The 16,286-nt window shown below is 70.8% G+C and carries 14 protein-coding genes and 1 tRNA gene; 7 read left to right on the top strand and 8 right to left on the bottom strand.

Annotation, left to right across the window (positions count from 1 at the left end):
- The first annotated feature begins 4 nt into the window (after nucleotides 1–4).
- The 4 genes from HMPREF2833_RS01680 (at nucleotide 5) to HMPREF2833_RS01665 (ending at nucleotide 4,247) form a co-directional block, all read left to right on the top strand.
- Nucleotides 5–658, top strand: a complete 654-nt coding sequence (locus HMPREF2833_RS01680) for a response regulator transcription factor (protein ID WP_070636467.1) — start codon at nucleotides 5–7, stop codon at nucleotides 656–658.
- A gap of 73 nt (nucleotides 659–731) precedes the next feature.
- Nucleotides 732–1,640, top strand: a complete 909-nt coding sequence (locus HMPREF2833_RS01675; RefSeq protein WP_070636463.1) for an SDR family oxidoreductase — start codon at nucleotides 732–734, stop codon at nucleotides 1,638–1,640.
- Nucleotides 1,641–1,751: 111 nt separating this feature from the next.
- The gene (locus tag HMPREF2833_RS01670; RefSeq protein ID WP_180956160.1) at nucleotides 1,752–3,050 is read left to right on the top strand and encodes an APC family permease; all 1,299 of its coding nucleotides are present in this window, start codon (nucleotides 1,752–1,754) and stop codon (nucleotides 3,048–3,050) included.
- A 12-nt stretch (nucleotides 3,051–3,062) separates the two neighbouring features.
- Nucleotides 3,063–4,247 (top strand): zinc-dependent alcohol dehydrogenase, encoded by a 1,185-nt coding sequence (locus HMPREF2833_RS01665; protein WP_070636461.1) that lies wholly within the window; start codon nucleotides 3,063–3,065, stop codon nucleotides 4,245–4,247.
- A 244-nt stretch (nucleotides 4,248–4,491) separates the two neighbouring features.
- Here HMPREF2833_RS01665 and HMPREF2833_RS01660 read toward each other — a convergent pair.
- A tRNA-His gene (locus HMPREF2833_RS01660) sits at nucleotides 4,492–4,567 on the bottom strand.
- Nucleotides 4,568–4,673: 106 nt separating this feature from the next.
- Nucleotides 4,674–5,297, bottom strand: a complete 624-nt coding sequence (gene orn / locus HMPREF2833_RS01655; RefSeq protein ID WP_223246194.1) for an oligoribonuclease — start codon at nucleotides 5,295–5,297, stop codon at nucleotides 4,674–4,676.
- Nucleotides 5,298–5,545: 248 nt separating this feature from the next.
- On the opposite strand from orn, the gene mptB reads away from it, so the two are divergent.
- The gene (gene mptB, locus HMPREF2833_RS01650; protein ID WP_083310892.1) at nucleotides 5,546–7,114 is read left to right on the top strand and encodes a polyprenol phosphomannose-dependent alpha 1,6 mannosyltransferase MptB; all 1,569 of its coding nucleotides are present in this window, start codon (nucleotides 5,546–5,548) and stop codon (nucleotides 7,112–7,114) included.
- 96 nt (nucleotides 7,115–7,210) lie between these two features.
- On the opposite strand, the gene glnA is transcribed toward mptB, so the two are convergent.
- Entirely contained in the window at nucleotides 7,211–8,635 is a 1,425-nt protein-coding gene (gene glnA / locus HMPREF2833_RS01645) for a type I glutamate--ammonia ligase (RefSeq protein ID WP_070636459.1), read from the bottom strand.
- 227 nt (nucleotides 8,636–8,862) lie between these two features.
- On the opposite strand from glnA, the gene HMPREF2833_RS01640 reads away from it, so the two are divergent.
- Complete coding sequence (locus HMPREF2833_RS01640; protein ID WP_029603444.1) at nucleotides 8,863–9,309, top strand: RDD family protein; 447 nt, start codon at nucleotides 8,863–8,865, stop codon at nucleotides 9,307–9,309.
- A 1-nt stretch (nucleotide 9,310) separates the two neighbouring features.
- On the opposite strand, the gene HMPREF2833_RS01635 is transcribed toward HMPREF2833_RS01640, so the two are convergent.
- From HMPREF2833_RS01635 to lipB, 3 genes are all read right to left on the bottom strand, one after another.
- Entirely contained in the window at nucleotides 9,311–10,060 is a 750-nt protein-coding gene (locus HMPREF2833_RS01635; protein ID WP_039100836.1) for a DUF4191 domain-containing protein, read from the bottom strand.
- A 206-nt stretch (nucleotides 10,061–10,266) separates the two neighbouring features.
- Nucleotides 10,267–11,274, bottom strand: a complete 1,008-nt coding sequence (gene lipA, locus HMPREF2833_RS01630) for a lipoyl synthase (RefSeq protein ID WP_019310701.1) — start codon at nucleotides 11,272–11,274, stop codon at nucleotides 10,267–10,269.
- A gap of 84 nt (nucleotides 11,275–11,358) precedes the next feature.
- Entirely contained in the window at nucleotides 11,359–12,081 is a 723-nt protein-coding gene (lipB, locus tag HMPREF2833_RS01625) for a lipoyl(octanoyl) transferase LipB (protein WP_019310700.1), read from the bottom strand.
- A 74-nt stretch (nucleotides 12,082–12,155) separates the two neighbouring features.
- Between lipB and HMPREF2833_RS01620 the strand changes: the two genes are divergently transcribed.
- Nucleotides 12,156–14,663 (top strand): serine/threonine protein kinase, encoded by a 2,508-nt coding sequence (locus HMPREF2833_RS01620; RefSeq protein ID WP_141756151.1) that lies wholly within the window; start codon nucleotides 12,156–12,158, stop codon nucleotides 14,661–14,663.
- Nucleotides 14,664–14,746: 83 nt separating this feature from the next.
- Here the strand turns inward: HMPREF2833_RS01620 and HMPREF2833_RS01615 are convergent, their stop codons facing one another.
- Entirely contained in the window at nucleotides 14,747–15,094 is a 348-nt protein-coding gene (locus HMPREF2833_RS01615; protein WP_070636455.1) for a hypothetical protein, read from the bottom strand.
- 153 nt (nucleotides 15,095–15,247) lie between these two features.
- On the bottom strand, nucleotides 15,248–16,286 hold a 1,039-nt coding region (sucB, locus tag HMPREF2833_RS01610), incomplete at its 5' end, for a 2-oxoglutarate dehydrogenase, E2 component, dihydrolipoamide succinyltransferase (RefSeq protein ID WP_070636453.1).

The following is a 16,286-nucleotide window of genomic DNA, read 5'->3' as shown; positions in this document are numbered from 1 at the left end:
TCGGGTGACAGACGCACGCTCGGAGATCTCGCTCGCCCTCATCAACGACTACCCCGTGATCGTCGAAGGACTCGGGCGCATGCTGCAGGACCACCCCCGCCTGAGGGTCGTGGAACGCAATTCGGAGGGACTGCCCGACGGCGGTGCGGACCTCGTGCTCTACGACGCGTTCGCCGCCACGGAACGCGGCACCGCGGAGGTGACCCGTCTGATCGCGGAACCGCGCTTCCGCAAGGTGGTCATGTACACGTGGAACGTGAGTGCGGACCGGGTGTCCGAGGCCATGGGCATGGGGATCGACGGATTCCTCTCCAAGGAGCTCAGTGCCGCGGACCTGGCCGAGGCCCTGGTGCGGGTGCACGAGGGTCAGCGCGTGGTGTCCCCGGAACCCGTTCGGGAGGACATCGCCCTGCCGGACTGGCCGGGCCGCCCCGAGGGTCTCTCCGCGCGGGAGGCGGAGGTGGTGGGGCTCATCACCCAGGGGTTCACCAACGACCAGATTGCGCGCAACTGCTTCCTGAGCATCAACTCCGTGAAGTCCTACATCCGTTCCGCGTACCGCAAGATGGGCGTGGAACGCCGCAGCCAGGCCGTGCTCTGGGGTGTGCAGCACGGGATGGACCCCCGCGACCAGCCGGGGCGCACTCCCGGCGTGTGAGCATTCCCGTCCCGGTGATGGCCACCCCGTCAGGTGGGTGACGGCCCGGGGCCCTGCGGGGCACAATGGGGGCATGACCGAAGACAAGTTCGCAGCAGACCACAAAGCCCAGCAGCTCGCCGGCGAGGACGGCGGCTTCCCCGAGCAGGAGCAGACCCCTCCCGGGCTGTCCACGGACATGACGCCGTTCCCGGACCACGGCGAGCAGAACTGGGTGGGCCGCGGTCGGCTCGAGGGCCTCAAGGCCCTCGTGACGGGCGGCGACTCCGGGATCGGCCGTGCGGTGGCCATCGCCTTCGCCCGTGAGGGTGCGGGCGTGGCCATCAACTACCTGCCCGAGGAGCAGTCCGACGCCGAGGACACCCAGCAGTGGATCGAGAAGGCCGGCCGCAAGGCGGTCCTGCTCCCCGCGGACCTGCGCGAGGAGCCCCAGGCGCGCGGCGTCGTGGACCAGGCCGCCGAGCAGCTCGGCGGACTGGACATCCTGGTCAACAACGCGGGCTTCCAGTGGGCGCGCCGGGACGGCGGCCTGCAGGGACTGAAGACCGAGGAGATGGACCGGGTCTTCAAGACCAACCTGTACGCCCTGTTCTGGGTGTCCCAGCAGGCGCTGTCGTACCTCAAGGAGGGCTCGTCCATCATCAACGTGAGCTCCATCCAGGCCTACGACCCCTCCGAGAACCTGATCGACTACGCCTCCACCAAGGCCGCGATCAACAACTTCACGGTCAACCTGGCCAGTGAGCTGGGGGAGAAGGGCATCCGCGTCAACGCCGTGGCCCCCGGGCCCATCTGGACGCCGCTGCAACCCGCCACCAAGGCGGGTGAGGCCATGCCGGCCTTCGGCGGCGACACCCCGCTGGGCCGGGCAGGCCAGCCGTCGGAGATGGCGGGCGCCTTCGTGTTCCTGGCCAGCCCCGCCGAGGCCTCCTACGTCTCCGGCACGGTGATCGGTGTGACCGGCGGCAAGCCGGTCTTCTGATCCTCCGCGGAGGGCAGTGGAGCAGTGGGTGCAGCGGCGTGGTCGCTGCACCCGCTGCCGTGTCCGGACCCCGTTGACCCAGAGACAGAGCCCGATGCGCAGGGAGACTCCGTGACCACTCAGCCCACCATGCAGCGCCGCCTGGGACTCGGCGACGCCGTGGCCATCGGCCTCGGGTCGATGATCGGCGCGGGCATCTTCGCCGTGTTCGCGCCCGCGGCCCGGACGGCCGGCACCTGGTTGCCGCTCGCCCTGCTGCTCGCGGGGCTCGTGGCGCTGTGCAACGCGCTGTCCTCCGCCCAGCTGGCCGCGCAGTACCCCGTGGCGGGCGGGAGCTACGTCTACGGCCGGGAGCGCCTGGGGCCCTGGCCGGGATTCTTCGCGGGGTGGTGCTTCATCACCGGCAAGACCGCCAGCTGCGCGGCCATGGCCATGACGTTCGCGGCCTACGCCGTCCCCGGTCCGTGGGAGCGGCTCGTCGCCGCGGCGGCCGTGGTCGCCCTCGTGACCGTCAACTGCCTGGGGGTCAGCCGCACCGCACGCGCCACCAAGATCCTGGTGGCTCTGGTTCTCGCCGTCCTGGCGCTCGTGGCGCTGGCCGGAGTGCAGTCCGGAGTCTCCGCAGGAGTCGCACCCTTTTCCTCGGCCCCGCCCGCGGGTGCCTACGGGGTGCTGCAGGCCGCGGGGCTGCTCTTCTTCGCGTTCGCCGGGTACGCGCGGATCGCCACCATGGGCGAGGAGGTCCGCGATCCCGCCCGCACGATCCCCCGCGCCATCGTCATCGCCCTGAGCGGCGCTCTCGTGGTCTACGGCGTCCTCGCCATGCTGTCGCTCGCGGTCCTCGGACCCGACGCGCTCGCCGCCTCCACGACGCCGCTCGCGGACCTCGCCGCGGTCGGCGGCTGGGACTGGACGGCCCCGGTGGTGCGCCTGGGCGCAGCCGCCGCGACCCTGGGTGCCCTGCTGGCGGGGATCACGGGCATTGCCCGCACGTCCCTGGCGATGGCGCGCACGGGGGACCTGCCCCGGCCCCTAGCCGTGCTGGACGCGCACCACGGGGTGCCGCGCCGGGCGGAGATCGCCCTCGGCGCGGTGGTCGTGCTGCTGGTCGTGACGGGGGACGTCCGCGACGTCATCGGCTTCTCGTCCTTCGGCGTGCTGCTGTACTACCTCGTGGCGAACCTCAGCGCGTTCACCCAGACCGGTGAGCACCGCCGGTATCCGCGGGCCGTGTCCGTGCTGGGGGCTTCCCTGTGCGTCCTGCTGGTGGCCACCCTGCCGTTGACCTCCGCGCTCGCGGGCGTGCTGGTGCTGTGTGCGGGAGTGCTGTGGCGGGTGCTGCGGCTGCACCGCACAGCTCCCCGGTCAACGGGCCCCCGCAGGGGTGGTGACGGGGAGCCTCGTCGGTGATTGACTGGGGGCATGCGTGCACTGACATGGCAAGGACTCGGCGACGTCCGGGTTGAGAACGTTCCCGATCCCGTGCTGCAGGACCCCACGGACGCGATCGTCCGGGTGACCTCCACGGCCATCTGCGGCTCGGACCTGCACCTCTACGGGGTGCTGGGCCCGTACATGCACAAGAACGACGTGCTGGGCCACGAGTTCATGGGCGTCGTGGAGGAAGTGGGCTCCGAGGTCTCCTCCCTGAAACCGGGAGACCGGGTGGTCGTCCCCTTCGTGATCGCGTGCGGGCACTGCTGGATGTGCGACCGCGGGCTCTTCGCGGCGTGCGAGACCACGCAGATGCGTGAGATGGGCACAGGGGCGGCCCTGTTCGGGTTCTCCTCGCTCTATGGCGCCGTGCCCGGTGGCCAGGCCGAGATGGTCCGGGTGCCCCACGCGGACTTCGGCCCGGTGAAGCTCCCCCAGGACTTCGACGACGAGCGCTTCCTCTACCTCAGCGACATCCTGCCCACCGCGTGGCAGGGCGTGAAGTACGCGAACGTGGGGGAGCAGGACACCCTGGCGGTGCTGGGACTCGGCCCCGTGGGCCAGCTGGCGGTGCGCTCCGCCAAGCTGCAGGGCGTGCAGCGCGTCATCGCGGTGGACCTCGTGGACGAGCGCCTGGCCGCGGCCAAGAGCTGGGGGGTGGAGACGGTGGACCTGCGCGAGGTGGACGACGTCTCCGAGACGCTGCGCGAGATGACCGACGGGCGCGGTCCGGACGGCGTCCTGGACGCGGTGGGCATGGAGGCCCACGGCAACCCGGTGGCGGAGAAGATCGTCGCGGGTGCGGCCCGGTTGCCCAAGGCCCTGGGTCGAAAGACCATCGAGACGGTGGGGATCGACCGCCTGGACGCCCTGCACACCGCGATCCACAGCGTGCGCCGCGCGGGCACGGTGTCCCTCTCCGGTGTCTACGGCGGGATGGCCGACCCCATGCCCATGATGGAGATGTTCGACAAGGGCATCACCATGCGCATGGGCCAGTGCCACGTCCGTCACTGGACGGACGAGCTGCTGGAGATCGCCAGCCGCCCGGAGGACGTCCTGGGGCTGGAGTCCCTGGCGACCCACCACGTGTCCCTGGACGACGCCCCTGAGGCGTACAAGATGTTCCAGGAGAAGAAGGACGGCTGCCTCAAGGTGGTTCTCAAGCCGTAGGGCCTGGTGCGAACGGCGGCCGGTCGCTTCCCCCGCGGGGCGGCCGGCCGCCGTCGTGCTGTCCTGAGGGGATCCGCACGGGACTGCACCGGGAAGCGGGGTGCATAAAGCCGGGCCCCGCGTACCGGGCCGGTGGTCCGTGGCGGCACACGAGTCCGGTCTCGGGGGAGGGCTGGTCCCGAGGGGCACCGACCCGGACACGAAGAACGCGGCATCCGCACCGGATGCCGCGTTCTTCGGGTGATGGGGTGAGCGACGGGGGTTGAACCCGCGACCTCCTGGACCACAACCAGGCGCTCTGCCGACTGAGCTACGCCCACCATGAAACCCGTTGCGGAACGCTTTGCGTCCCTCCGGGCAACGACGACCACTATAGCGCACGTTCGGCCGCATTCCCGCATCGGGCCGCCGGCCGCGCGGGCGGGGTCAGTGGCCCGAACGGGTGGGGGAGGCCTGGATCAGCGCGGCGACCCTGCGGGCGTCGTCGGACGTGGGCCCCGGGTCCCCGGGGAACAGGATGTGGCGGTAGTAGCGCAGCTCGTCGATCGAGTCCTCGATGTCTCCCAGCGCGCGGTGGTTGCCGGTCTTCTCCGGTGCCTGGAAGTAGGCCCGCGGGTACCAGCGGCGGGCAAGCTCCTTGATCGTGGAGACGTCGATGATCCGGTAGTGCAGGTGGTCCACGAGCTCGGGCATGTCCCGGCTCAGGAACGTCTTGTCGGTGCCCACGGAGTTGCCGCCCAGGGGGGCCTTGCCCGCCTCGGGAACCCACTCGCGGATGTAGTCCAGCACCATGGCCTGGGCCTGTGCCATGTCCGTGCCCTTCTCCAGCTCGGGGAGCAGCCCGGACTTCTCGTGCATGGTGCGCACGAAGTCGTTCATCTGCTCCAGCGCCTGCTGCGGCGGCTTGATCACCACGTCCACGCCGCTGCCGAGCACGTTCAGCTCGTCGTCGGTCACGAGCGCTGCCACTTCGATCAACGCGTCATCGGACAGGGACAACCCCGTCATCTCGCAGTCGATCCACACGATTCTCCGGTTTCCAGTCGTCACGCCGTCCAATCTATCGCGCCGCGCGCCCCCTCCCGCGCCCGCGGCCGGATGCCGCCCCGCGTCCCGGCGCGAGGCCGCCCCGGGGTTCCGCCACGACGGCGCCCACCGGTCGGGCACGACGCCGCCCGGGCCCGGTACCGACGCCGCGCGGTAGGATCGGCCCCGACGTCTCCGCCGGGCACCCGCACAGGAGACACCCGCCGGAGCATTCGTCCACGCCCGGCACGCACTCGACCGGGAGGAGCGCCGTGCGCCTCACGTCCACGACGGACCGCCACGCCACGAGGCCCCCGGGAACGGGTGCGCCGCGAGCGGAACGGGACGCGGCGACGTCGTCCTCCCTGCGCCGGACGGTGCTCATGGGCACGCTGGGCTCGGTGATGCTGTTCCTCGGGTCTCTGGGCGTCGGGTGGCTGGCCAGTGTGTCCGGGCTCCGGCGCAATCTCCTGGTCATGTGGATGCGGTTCGAGACCCTGGGTGTCGTCGTGTCCGTGGTGCTGCTGGCCCTGGGGGCCATGCTCCTGGTGCGGCAGTGGCTGCGGCTGGGGCAGAAGCTGCACCCGTGGGGCCCGCAGAGTGCACGGTGGGTGTTGATCGCGATCGCCGCGTGGGCGGGGCCCATGCTCGTGAGCATCCCGCTGTTCAGCCGGGACGTCTACTCGTACATCGGGCAGGGGCGGGTCATGGCCAACGGACTGAACCCGTACGAGTCCGGGGTCTCGTCCATCGACAACTTCTTTCAGCTCGGCGCGGACCAGCTGTGGGCCGAGTCCCCGCCGCCCTACGGGCCCGTCTTCCTGTGGATCGAGCAGCTGGTGGTCACGCTGTCGGGCGGCAACCCCGACGTGGCGGTGCTGCTGTTCCGAGCCCTGTGCGTGGTCTCCGTGATCGCGTGCATGTGGGTGATCCCGCGCCTGGCCCGGCTGCACGGGGTCAACCCCCGCCGCGCGCTGTGGCTCTCGGTGGCCAATCCGCTGTTCCTCACCAACTTCGTGATCGCCGCGCACAACGACGCCATCATGCTCGCGCTCGCCCTGCTGGGAACCTACGCGGCGGCCGTGCAGCGCAACTGGAAGGGTGGGCTGATCGGCACCACCCTCGTGACCCTCTCGGTGGCCATCAAACCCATCACCCTGGTGTTCCTGCCCTTCGTGGGCCTGCTGTGGGCGGGCAGGAACGCCGGCTGGCCCCGCAAGTTCGTGGTGTGGGCCCTCACGCTGGCCTACTCCGTGGTGCTGCTCGCCGTCATGGGACTGGTCAGCGGCTTCGGCTTCGGGTGGGTCTCCGCGGTGTCCACCCCGGGCACGGTGTACATCTGGTACGCGCCCTTCGGGCTGCTGGGGCTCTTCGCGCAGCTCGTGGGGGACTCGTGGGGCCTCGACGGCTCCGCGTGGATGGAGGCCGTGCACACCCTGGGCACGGTGGTCGCGGCGGGCGTGGCGATCGCGCTGATGTTCGTGGGGCGCGATGCCACCATCATGCGCCGGCTCGCGTGGTCCATGGCGGGCTTCGTGCTGCTCGCCCCGATCATCCAGGCCTGGTACGTGGTGTGGCTGATCCCCTTGTTCGCCATCACCGGGATCCGCCCCGACTGGCAGACGGACGTGCTGTTCTTTGTCACGGGGTTCTTCTCGGTCTACGCCGTGGCGGACCAGCTGGACATCTTCCCCTACCTGGACCTCAGCCTCATCGCGGCCCGCGTGATCGCCGCGCTGCTCGCGCTGACCTACGGGATCTACCTCTGGGCCCTGGACCCGGCCACGCGCCGCATCCGCCGCCACGGGCCGGCACCGGGGCGGCGACCCGTGGTGCTCTAGACCCGGGTGCTCCAGACCCGGTGCCGCGAACCCGTGCACGGACCAGCGGCCCCGTTCCACAGGGAACGGGGCCGCCGGTCTGTCAGTGGCTGCAGCTCACACGCCGTAGTAGAGCTGGAACTCCAGGGGGTGGGGGACCAGCGAGAGCGGCTTGAGCTCGAACTCGCGCTTGTACTCGATCCAGGACTCGATCAGGTCCTCGGTGAACACGTCACCGGCGAGCAGGAACTCGTGGTCCTCCTCCAGGGCCTTCAGGGCCTCCTCGAGCGAGGTGGGGGCCTTCTTGATGTCCTTGGCCTCCTCCGGGGGCAGCTCGTAGAGGTCCTTGTCCACCGGGTCCGCGGGCTCGATCCGGTTGCGGATGCCGTCCAGGCCCGCCATCAGCTGTGCGGCGAACGCGAGGTACGGGTTGCAGGAGGGGTCCGGGGCGCGGAACTCCAGGCGCTTGGCCTTGGGGTTGGTGCCCGTGATGGGGATGCGGATGCCCGCGGAGCGGTTGCCCTGCGAGTAGACCATGTTCACGGGGGCCTCGTAGCCCTTGACCAGGCGGCGGTAGGAGTTGACCGTGGGGTTGGTGAACGCCAGCACGGCGGAGGAGTGCTCCAGCAGACCGCCGATGTACCAGCGGGCCACGTCCGAGAGACCGGCATAGCCCTTCTCGTCGTAGAACAGCGGCTCGCCGCCCTTCCACAGGGACTGGTGGCAGTGCATGCCGGAGCCGTTGTCGTCGTACACGGGCTTGGGCATGAAGGTGACGGACTTGCCGTAGGCATCCGCGGTGTTCTTGATGACGTACTTGAACTTCAGCAGGTCGTCGGCCGCGGCGGTCAGGGTGGAGAATTTGTAGTTGATCTCCGCCTGGCCGGAGGCGCCCACCTCGTGGTGGGAGCGCTCGACCTCGAGACCCACCTCGTCCAGGGCCACGCACATGGCGTCACGCAGGTCCGCCTGCTTGTCCACGGGGGACACGGGGAAGTAGCCGCCCTTGAGGGCGGTCTTGTTGGCCAGGTTGCCACCCTCCTCCTTGCGGCCGCTGTTCCACGGGGCCTCCTCGGAGTCCAGCTTGTAGAAGGTGGACTCCGGGCGGACCTGGAAGCGGGCGTCGTCGAACACGAAGAACTCGGCCTCGGACGCGAAGTTGGCGGTGTCCGCGATGCCCGTGGAGGCCAGGTAGGCCTCGGCGCGCTCGGCCACACCGCGGGGGTCGCGGTGGTAGGGCTCACCGGTGCGGGGGTTCACGATCGAGCACGTGACCACCAGGGTCTTCTCCACGCGGAAGGGATCCACGAAGGCCGACTGGGGGTCGGGGATCAGCTGCATGTCGGACTCGGCGATGCCCTGGAAGCCGCGGATCGAGGACCCGTCGAAGAGCTGGCCGTCCGTGAAGAAATCCTCGTCCACCGCCTTGGCCGGCAGGTTGAAGTGCTGCTGCACCCCGGGCATGTCCGTGAAGCGGAGGTCGACGAACACGACCTCCTCGTCCTTGAGGAATGCCAGAACTTCTTCGGCTGATTGGAACATGGACCTGTTCTCCTTGTCTGTGGGCGTCCGATCGACGCCGCGGCGGACCCTGTCGGGGACCGCGGCCGTTCGGTTCTGGTGTCCAGCGTAGGAACCTGGCGTTGCCCACCCGTGACGCGCGTGTTTCGCGCGTGTAACAGCCCCGGGAGGGCGGCCGACCGGTCAGTACGGGTCCCAGTCTAGCGAGGCTGCACGGGGTCGCCGGGCGCGGCGGATAGGCTGGAACCATGATTTCTCGCCAGGAAATGGGCTCGTGGCTCGACGGCGCCCCGGGCTCGGGCAGCCCCTATCCGGGCCGTCGGCTCGGTCGCCCCCCGGAGGGCCCGGCCTCGGTCGCACGCTTTGCGCCCCGGGTGGTGGCGCTCGTGCTGGACTGGCTCATCTCGCTGGCCATTGCGGGTCTGTTCCTCGCGCAGTGGAACGGTGCCGGGCTCATGAACCTGCTGGTGTTCTTCGTGCTGAGCGCGCTGATGGTCGGGTTCTTCGGGCGTTCCCCGGGCCACTGGATCATGGGTCTGCAGGTGCAGACGATGAACGGCCGCCCCGCCGGTTTCGGCAGAGCGGCCGTTCGGTCCCTCTTGATCTGTCTGGTGGTCCCGCCGCTCGTGGTGGACGAGGACCACCGCGGGCTGCACGACCGCGCCGTGGGCACCGTGCTGGTGCGAGTGCGCTGACTCAGCGGCCGCGCATGGACTTCCGGTCCGGGCGAGCGCGGGTGGGGTCCACGCCCTTGGGGATGGGCAGCTTGTTCTGCAGGGTGTTCATCCGGCGGTAGACCACCTGGACCTCCTGCTTGGTGAGCTTGTTGTCCAGCCCGCGCAGCTGCTTGGTGAGCTTGTTCAGGGGCACCTGGCCCTCACCGTTGCCGGACTTGATCACGTGGATCGGGACGTTGGTGATCACCGGGCCGATGCGCCGGCGCTCCTTTTTGACGAGCTTGTCCACGCGGTTCACGGGGCCCTCGGTGATGAAGACGACGCCGGGGCGGCCCACGGCGCGGAACAGCAGGTCCTTGGACTTGGGGTCCATGGCCGCGGGCTCCTCCTCCACGATCCAGCCGCGCTTGAGCGTGGACAGGGCGGCACCGGCGGCACCGGGCTGACCCTCGATCCGGGTGAACGCGGCGCGTTCGGCGCGCCGGGACAACAGGATCACGGCCGCGAGCACGGCGAAGGGGATGCCGATCAGGAACCACGTGATCCAGTTGCCCAGGGCCACACCGATGAGCAGGAACACCAGGAGCACAGCGAGACCGAGCAGGATCATCCACCACAGGATGTTCGGCTCGTTCTCGCGGGTCATCTGGAAGACCTGCTTCATCTGCGCGAAGACGCCGGGGCCCTTGGCGGCCTTGCGCTGCCGCTTCTCCTCGCGCTTGCGGTCGCGCTCGGCGGCCTTGGCCTTGGTGGACGTGGCTGGTGACACGGTGCTTCCTCGCAGTTGGTGGTAGGGGATCGGGGCCATTCTATCCGCTGACCGGGCGGGTCCGGCTCGGGACGCAGCGGCCGTCGCACGGCGCGGGGGTCGGCCGCACGGGAGACGACGACGCCGCCCGGGCGGGGGCGGCGTCGTCGTCGGTCCGTGGGTGGGCGGGGCCTCGGCCCGTGAGCGGGATCCGTCTGCCCGCGGGCTCAGCTCAGGCGGGCCAGCAGGGAGGAGGCCTCCTGGGCGGCGGAACCGGAGTCGTCGATGTGCGAGAGGTGCTCCGGGATCTCGCGCCCCATCTTCTTCATGGCCCGTGCCCACAGCTTGCCGGCGCGGTAGCTGGAACGGACCATGGGCCCGGCCATGACCCCCAGGAAACCGATCTCCTCGGCGGCCTTGGAGAGCTCCACGAATGTCTCGGGCTTCACCCAGCGGTCGATGGGGTGGAACGTGGGGCCCGGGCGCAGGTACTGCGTGAGCGTGATGATGTCGCAGCCGGCGTCGTGGAGGTCGCACAGGGCCTCGTAGGCCTCGTCGTCCGTCTCGCCCATGCCCAGGATCAGGTTGGACTTCACGATCATGCCGTGCTCCTTGCCCTGCGTGAGCACGTCCAGGGAGCGCTCGTACGCGAAGGCGGGGCGGATCTGCTTGAAGATCCGGGGCACCGTCTCCAGGTTGTGGGCGAAGACCTCGGGCTGGGCGTCGATGACCTGCTGGACGGCGTCCGGCTGGCCCTTGAAGTCCGGGATGAGGATCTCCACGCCCGTGCTGGGGTTCATGGTGTGGATGGCGCGGATGGTCTCCGCGTTGAGCCAGGCGCCGCCGTCCGCGAGGTCGTCGCGGGCCACGGAGGTCACCGTGGCGTACCGCAGCCCGAGGTCCCGGACGGACTCCGCGACCTTGCGGGGCTCGGCCACGTCCACCATGCCGGGCTTGCCCGTGGCGATGTCGCAGAAGTCGCAGCGGCGCGTGCACGTGTCACCACCGATGAGGAAGGTGGCCTCGCGGTCCTCCCAGCACTCGTAGATGTTGGGGCAGCCGGCCTCCTCGCACACCGTGTGCAGGCCGCGGCCGCGGGCCATGGACTTCAGCTCGGTGAACTGGGGGCCCATCTTGGCCGTGTTCTTCATCCACGACGGCTTCTTCTCGATGGGCACCTCGGCGTTGCGTGCCTCGACGCGCAGCAGCTTGCGGCCTTCGGGTGCGATCGTCATGCGTACTCCTCGCTGGTGGCGATGGGTGCTCCGTACCGCGCGATGTCGGCGGGGGAGCGCTTCGACAGGTGTGGGCCGGCCCCCTCAGGACACGGTGCTCGACGCCGCGCCGGGCGCGGGTGCCAGCCGCAGCGGCGGGGCCGGGGACTCGGGTTCGAACGGGACGCACAGATCGGACTCCCGTGCGATGAGCTCCTGCTCCATACGTGCCACAACGTCCACCGGGTCGATGCGATTCCCGGTCTCCTCGCTCAGGGACGTGACGCCGGCATCAGTGATGCCGCACGGGATGATCTTGCCGAACGGGCGCAGGTCGTTGGAGCAGTTCAGGGCGAAGCCGTGCAGCGTGGCGCGCTTGGACACCTGCACGCCGATGGCCGAGATCTTCCGGTCCGGTCCGCGCTCGTCCGCGAGCACCCACGCACCCGAGCGGCCCTCCACGGTGGTGGCAGGAACACCGAAGTCCCGCACCACGGCGATGATGACCTCCTCCAGGACGCGCACGAAGCGCACGACGTCCAGGGGGATGGGAAGACGCACGATGGGGTACCCCACCAGCATGCCCGGGCCGTGGTAGGTGAGCTTGCCGCCGCGGCCGATCGGCACCACCTCGGTGCCGTCCCACGGGTACTCGTGCTTCTCGGTCCGGCGCCCGGCGGTGTACACGGGATCGTGCTCGACCATGAGCACGGTGTTGCCGCGGGTGCCCGCCACGACCTCCTGGTGGACCTGCCGCTGGAGGTCCAGGCACTCGCGGTAGTTCACCAGCTCCGGGGCGAATCCGATGCGTTCGAAGTGCAGAGCCATTCGACCAGCTTATCCCTTCCCCCACCCTGTGGATAACGTGAGCGGGCGCACAGACCGCGCGGCACAGTGGTGGCATGCACACACACCGATCACGTCACGAGCACGGTTTCCCGCCGTCCGAGCCGCGGTCCCCGCAGACCGCCGCCGACCGCCCTGCCGCGTCCCGGCCCTCGGCCATGGACCGGGTCCGCGCGGCGCGCTCCGTGACCCGGCGATCACAGGGCGCGGACCCCATCCCGGGGCCCAGGACCTTCGATTCCGCCCCGGTACTCGGGACCCCCCAGGCTGCCTCGGTGCCCGGGGCCAACGACTTCGCCCCGGTGACCGGGACCCCGGACGCTGCCCGGGCACTGGAGGATCCCGACGCCGCCCGGGCACTCGGGGGGCCCAGCACCGCTTCGGCACCCGCCACCCCCGACGCCGCCCCGGCACTCGGGGACCCCGACGCCGCTTCCGCACCCGGGCGCCGCGGTGTCTCCGCTCGGGCAGCACCGGAGATGCCCTCGGTGGGGAGTCCTGGCGGGGATCCGTACGGGCAGGTGCGTGGGCGCGCGGCGGGAGACCCGGGCGGGCGCGAGGAAGCCGGGTCCGGCGGCGTCGTGCCGGGCGACCACAGCCCGGGCTCTGGTGCGGGCGACGGCGAGGTGTCCGAAGCAGCCCTGCTCGGGGGACTGGAACTTGCGGGCGTGCTGAGCGAGGGGGCGGGAACCCGCACGTGGCGGGCGCACGAGTCCACCAGCCGGGAGGAGTTCACGGTGACCTTCGCGGTCGCGGAGGACCCGGTCCTGCGCCGCGATCTGGAGGCGCACTTCGCGGAGCTCGTGGCGGCGTGGTCCGAGAACCCGCACCCTCACCTCGTGTCCGTGCGGGCCACCCTGGAGCAGGACGGCCGGGTCGCGGGGCTCGTCACGGACCACGTCAGGGGCACGACTCTTGCGCAGCGCGCCCGCGAGGCGGGACGGATCACACCGGAGGAGATCGCACCCGTGCTCGCGGCCGCGGCCCGTGGGCTCGGCCACCTCCACGAGCACGGCTGGGTGCACGGGGGTCTCAGCGCGGAGCACGTGATCGTCACCGCGGAGGGGCAGGTGCTGCTGGACGGCTACGGCGTGCGCCCGGGGCGCCGTGGCTTCCCTGCAGCGTGGGGCCACGGGGACCGCTCGACGGCGCCGGGGCTGGTGGACGGGGACCCGGAGGGCGCCCCCGACCGCACCGGGGGGACCGGGGCCGGCCCGGCATCCGGGGCCCATGACGTGTACGCGCTCGGTGTCCTGGGGTGGCGGGCGCTCACCGGGCGCATGCCGGGGCCGGATTCGCACCGGGTTCCGCTCACCCTCATGGTGCCCTCCGCACCGCGGCACCTCGTGCTCATGCTGGAGGCCGCCCTCGCCGACGACCCGTCCGTCCGCCCCACTGCCGGGGAGCTCGCGGCCGGGTTCGCCGCTCCCGCGCCCAGGTCCGCGCCCGCGCGGAGGCCGCAGGAGCGTATGACCCCGGAAGTCATCCGTGCGGACGGCACCGTGGTGCGGCCCCGCCGGAGTTTCTCAGCCCGCGCCTCCGACTCGGAGGGAGGGGACGTCCCCCGCAGACGGGGATCGGGTGCGGCACGTGACCGCCGCAGGAGCACCACCCGCACGGGCACGATCCGCTCCGGTCGTTCGGTGAGGGGCCTCGAACGTCGTGCAGACACCGCGGGCGGGGCAGCCTCGGCCCTCGGGGACGGGGATGCCCGCGCCGGGTGGGTGGGGCGAGCAGCAAACCACCCGAGAGTGCTTGCCATGGTGGCGGCCGCGAGTCTCGCCACCCTGCTGGCCTGCGGTTACGCCGCGTGGACCGGATCAGACGGCGCGGGTGTGGACCCGGAGGCCGCGGCGTCGTTTGCGGCGGTTCCTGGCCCGGTGACTGCGGCGGACCCGGGAAAGGCGGCCGGCGCGGCCGGGGCAGTTCCGGGGACGTCAGCTGGCCCGGACGCGCAACCGACGTCCTCGGGGTCAGCCGGGCCCGAGCCGGCGGAGGGACGAACCGGGCGAACCGCGAGAGAGAGTGCCGATGGAGACGGTGCCGATGGAGGCCCGGCGGAACGCACGGGTCGGGAAGGCGGCCCGACGCACTCGGAGGCACCCGGTGCGAGGGTCCAGGACAAGGAGCGAGAAGCACGGGAGGCCGTCACGCAGCTCGTCTCCGCCCGGGCGGCGGCACTGGCGGCCGGTGACGAAGCTGCGGTCTCGGCGGTGTACGTCCCGGATTCGGCGCTCGCGGCCAAGGACCGTGACCTGATCCGTCGCGCCGCGGCGCAGCCTGCTCCGGGGACCGGCAGGACCGCCCTCTCCGGGCTCAGCATGGAGGTGGAGTCCCTGGAGGCGGAGGAGCGGGTGCCGGGAGGGCGCCTCACCCCGGCGGAGGAGGCGCGCACGCGCACCTACCGTGCCGAGATCGTGACCCGCGGCTGGGGCGGCGCGGTGCCCACGCAGGCCCACGTCCGACGTGACGGGGCGCGGGCGCGGCAGGCAGTGCGCGTGACCGTGGTGTGGACGCCGGAGGGATGGCGTCTCGCGGACGTGGCCCCGCTGCCGTCACGGTGACCCCGACATGGAGGAACCCCGGCTCCCGCGGTCCAGAGGACTGCGGGCGCCGGGGTTCCAGAGGTCGAACCAGGCGGTTCAGATCACCAGAACACGGCCACGGCGGCGTTGATGAGCGCCATGCCGCCCACCGCGTGCGCGAGGCCCGTGGACACGGGCTCGTTGCGCTGGGTCTTGCGCATGCCGATGAACGCGGCCACGAGCACCACCAGCAGAATCACGATCTTCACGGTGATCTTGGCGTAGTTGATCGAGCCCCCGTCCATCTCGTGGATGCCCACCAGGCCCAGACCGGTGATGAGCATGAGCACGGCGGCCCAGAACTGGCCGGCGGTCACGGTGGGGCGCTTCATGGTGTAGATCCACGTGCCAACGATCACAGCGACGCCCACGATGTGGAGGAAGAGGAGGAGGTTCAGCAGAAATGTCATGGATCGAGTCTAACCGAGACAGCGGCCCTCGGAAGCGACCACGGGCCCGGGACGCGGCGTGCATGAGGCACTCCACATCCCGGGCCCGTGGGGCGGGTCACCCCGCTGGTCCACTCGTCAGGATCCGTGCGGATCCCCTCCGGGGATCGCTGCTCAGAGACCGACCTCCGACTCGAACTGCCCGGCCTCCAGGCGCTTCTTGAGGGTGCTCAGGAAGCGACCGGCGTCCGCGCCGTCCACCAGACGGTGGTCGTAGGTCAGCGACAGGTAGCACATGTGGCGGATGGCGATCGTGTCGTTGCCCTCCGCGTCCGTGACCACCATGGGCCGCTTCACGATCGAACCGGTCCCCAGGATGCCCACCTGCGGCTGGTTGATGATCGGGGTGTCGAACAGTGCACCGAACGAGCCGATGTTCGTGATGGTGAACGTGCCGCCGGTCAGCGCATCCGGGGAGATGCTGCCGTCCTTGGCGGAGGCGCCCAGCTCGGCGATCTGCTTGGCCAGACCTCCCAGGTTGAGGTCACCGGCGTTCTTCACGACCGGCACCAGCAGCCCGCGGGGGGTGTCCACCGCGATCGCGATGTCCTCGGAGCCGTTGTAGACGATCTCCTTGGAGTCTTCTTTGAACGTGGCGTTGAGCACCGGGTGAGCCTGCAGGGCCTCGGCCACGGCCTTGGCGAACAAGGGCATGAACGTGAGCTTGGCGCCCTCGCGCTTCTGGAACTGGTCCTTGGCCTGCTGACGCAGCTTGGCCACGCGGGTCATGTCCACCTCGGTCACCTGCGTGAGCTGGGCGGAGACGTCCAGGGACTCGCGCATGCGCTTGGCGATGGTCATGCGGATCCGGGGAGCCTTCTCCGTGGTTCCACGCTTGGCGTCCGCGGCCGGGGCGGCGGCGGACTCGGTGCTCTGGCGGGACACGGCGGGGGACAGGTCCGCGCCGGTGTCCTGGACGGCGGGAGCCGACGACTTCTCGGCCTTCTCCGCCGCCGCGAGCACGTCCTGCTTGCGGATGCGTCCGCCCACACCGGTACCGGTCAGCGAGCCGAGATCCACGTTCTTCTCTCGGGCGAGCTTGCGCACCAGCGGCGTCACGTAGCCGGGGACGTCCTTGGAGGGGGAACCAGCGGACGAGGAGTCCCCGCCAGACTGCGGCGACGCCTGCTTGGTGTCGGCCTTCGGGGCCTGC

The organism is Kocuria sp. HMSC066H03, from assembly GCF_001812045.1.
Classification (GTDB): domain Bacteria; phylum Actinomycetota; class Actinomycetes; order Actinomycetales; family Micrococcaceae; genus Kocuria; species Kocuria rhizophila.
The sequence above is the reverse complement of the archived record's forward strand: the minus strand, read 5'-3'. Positions and strand labels throughout refer to the sequence as shown.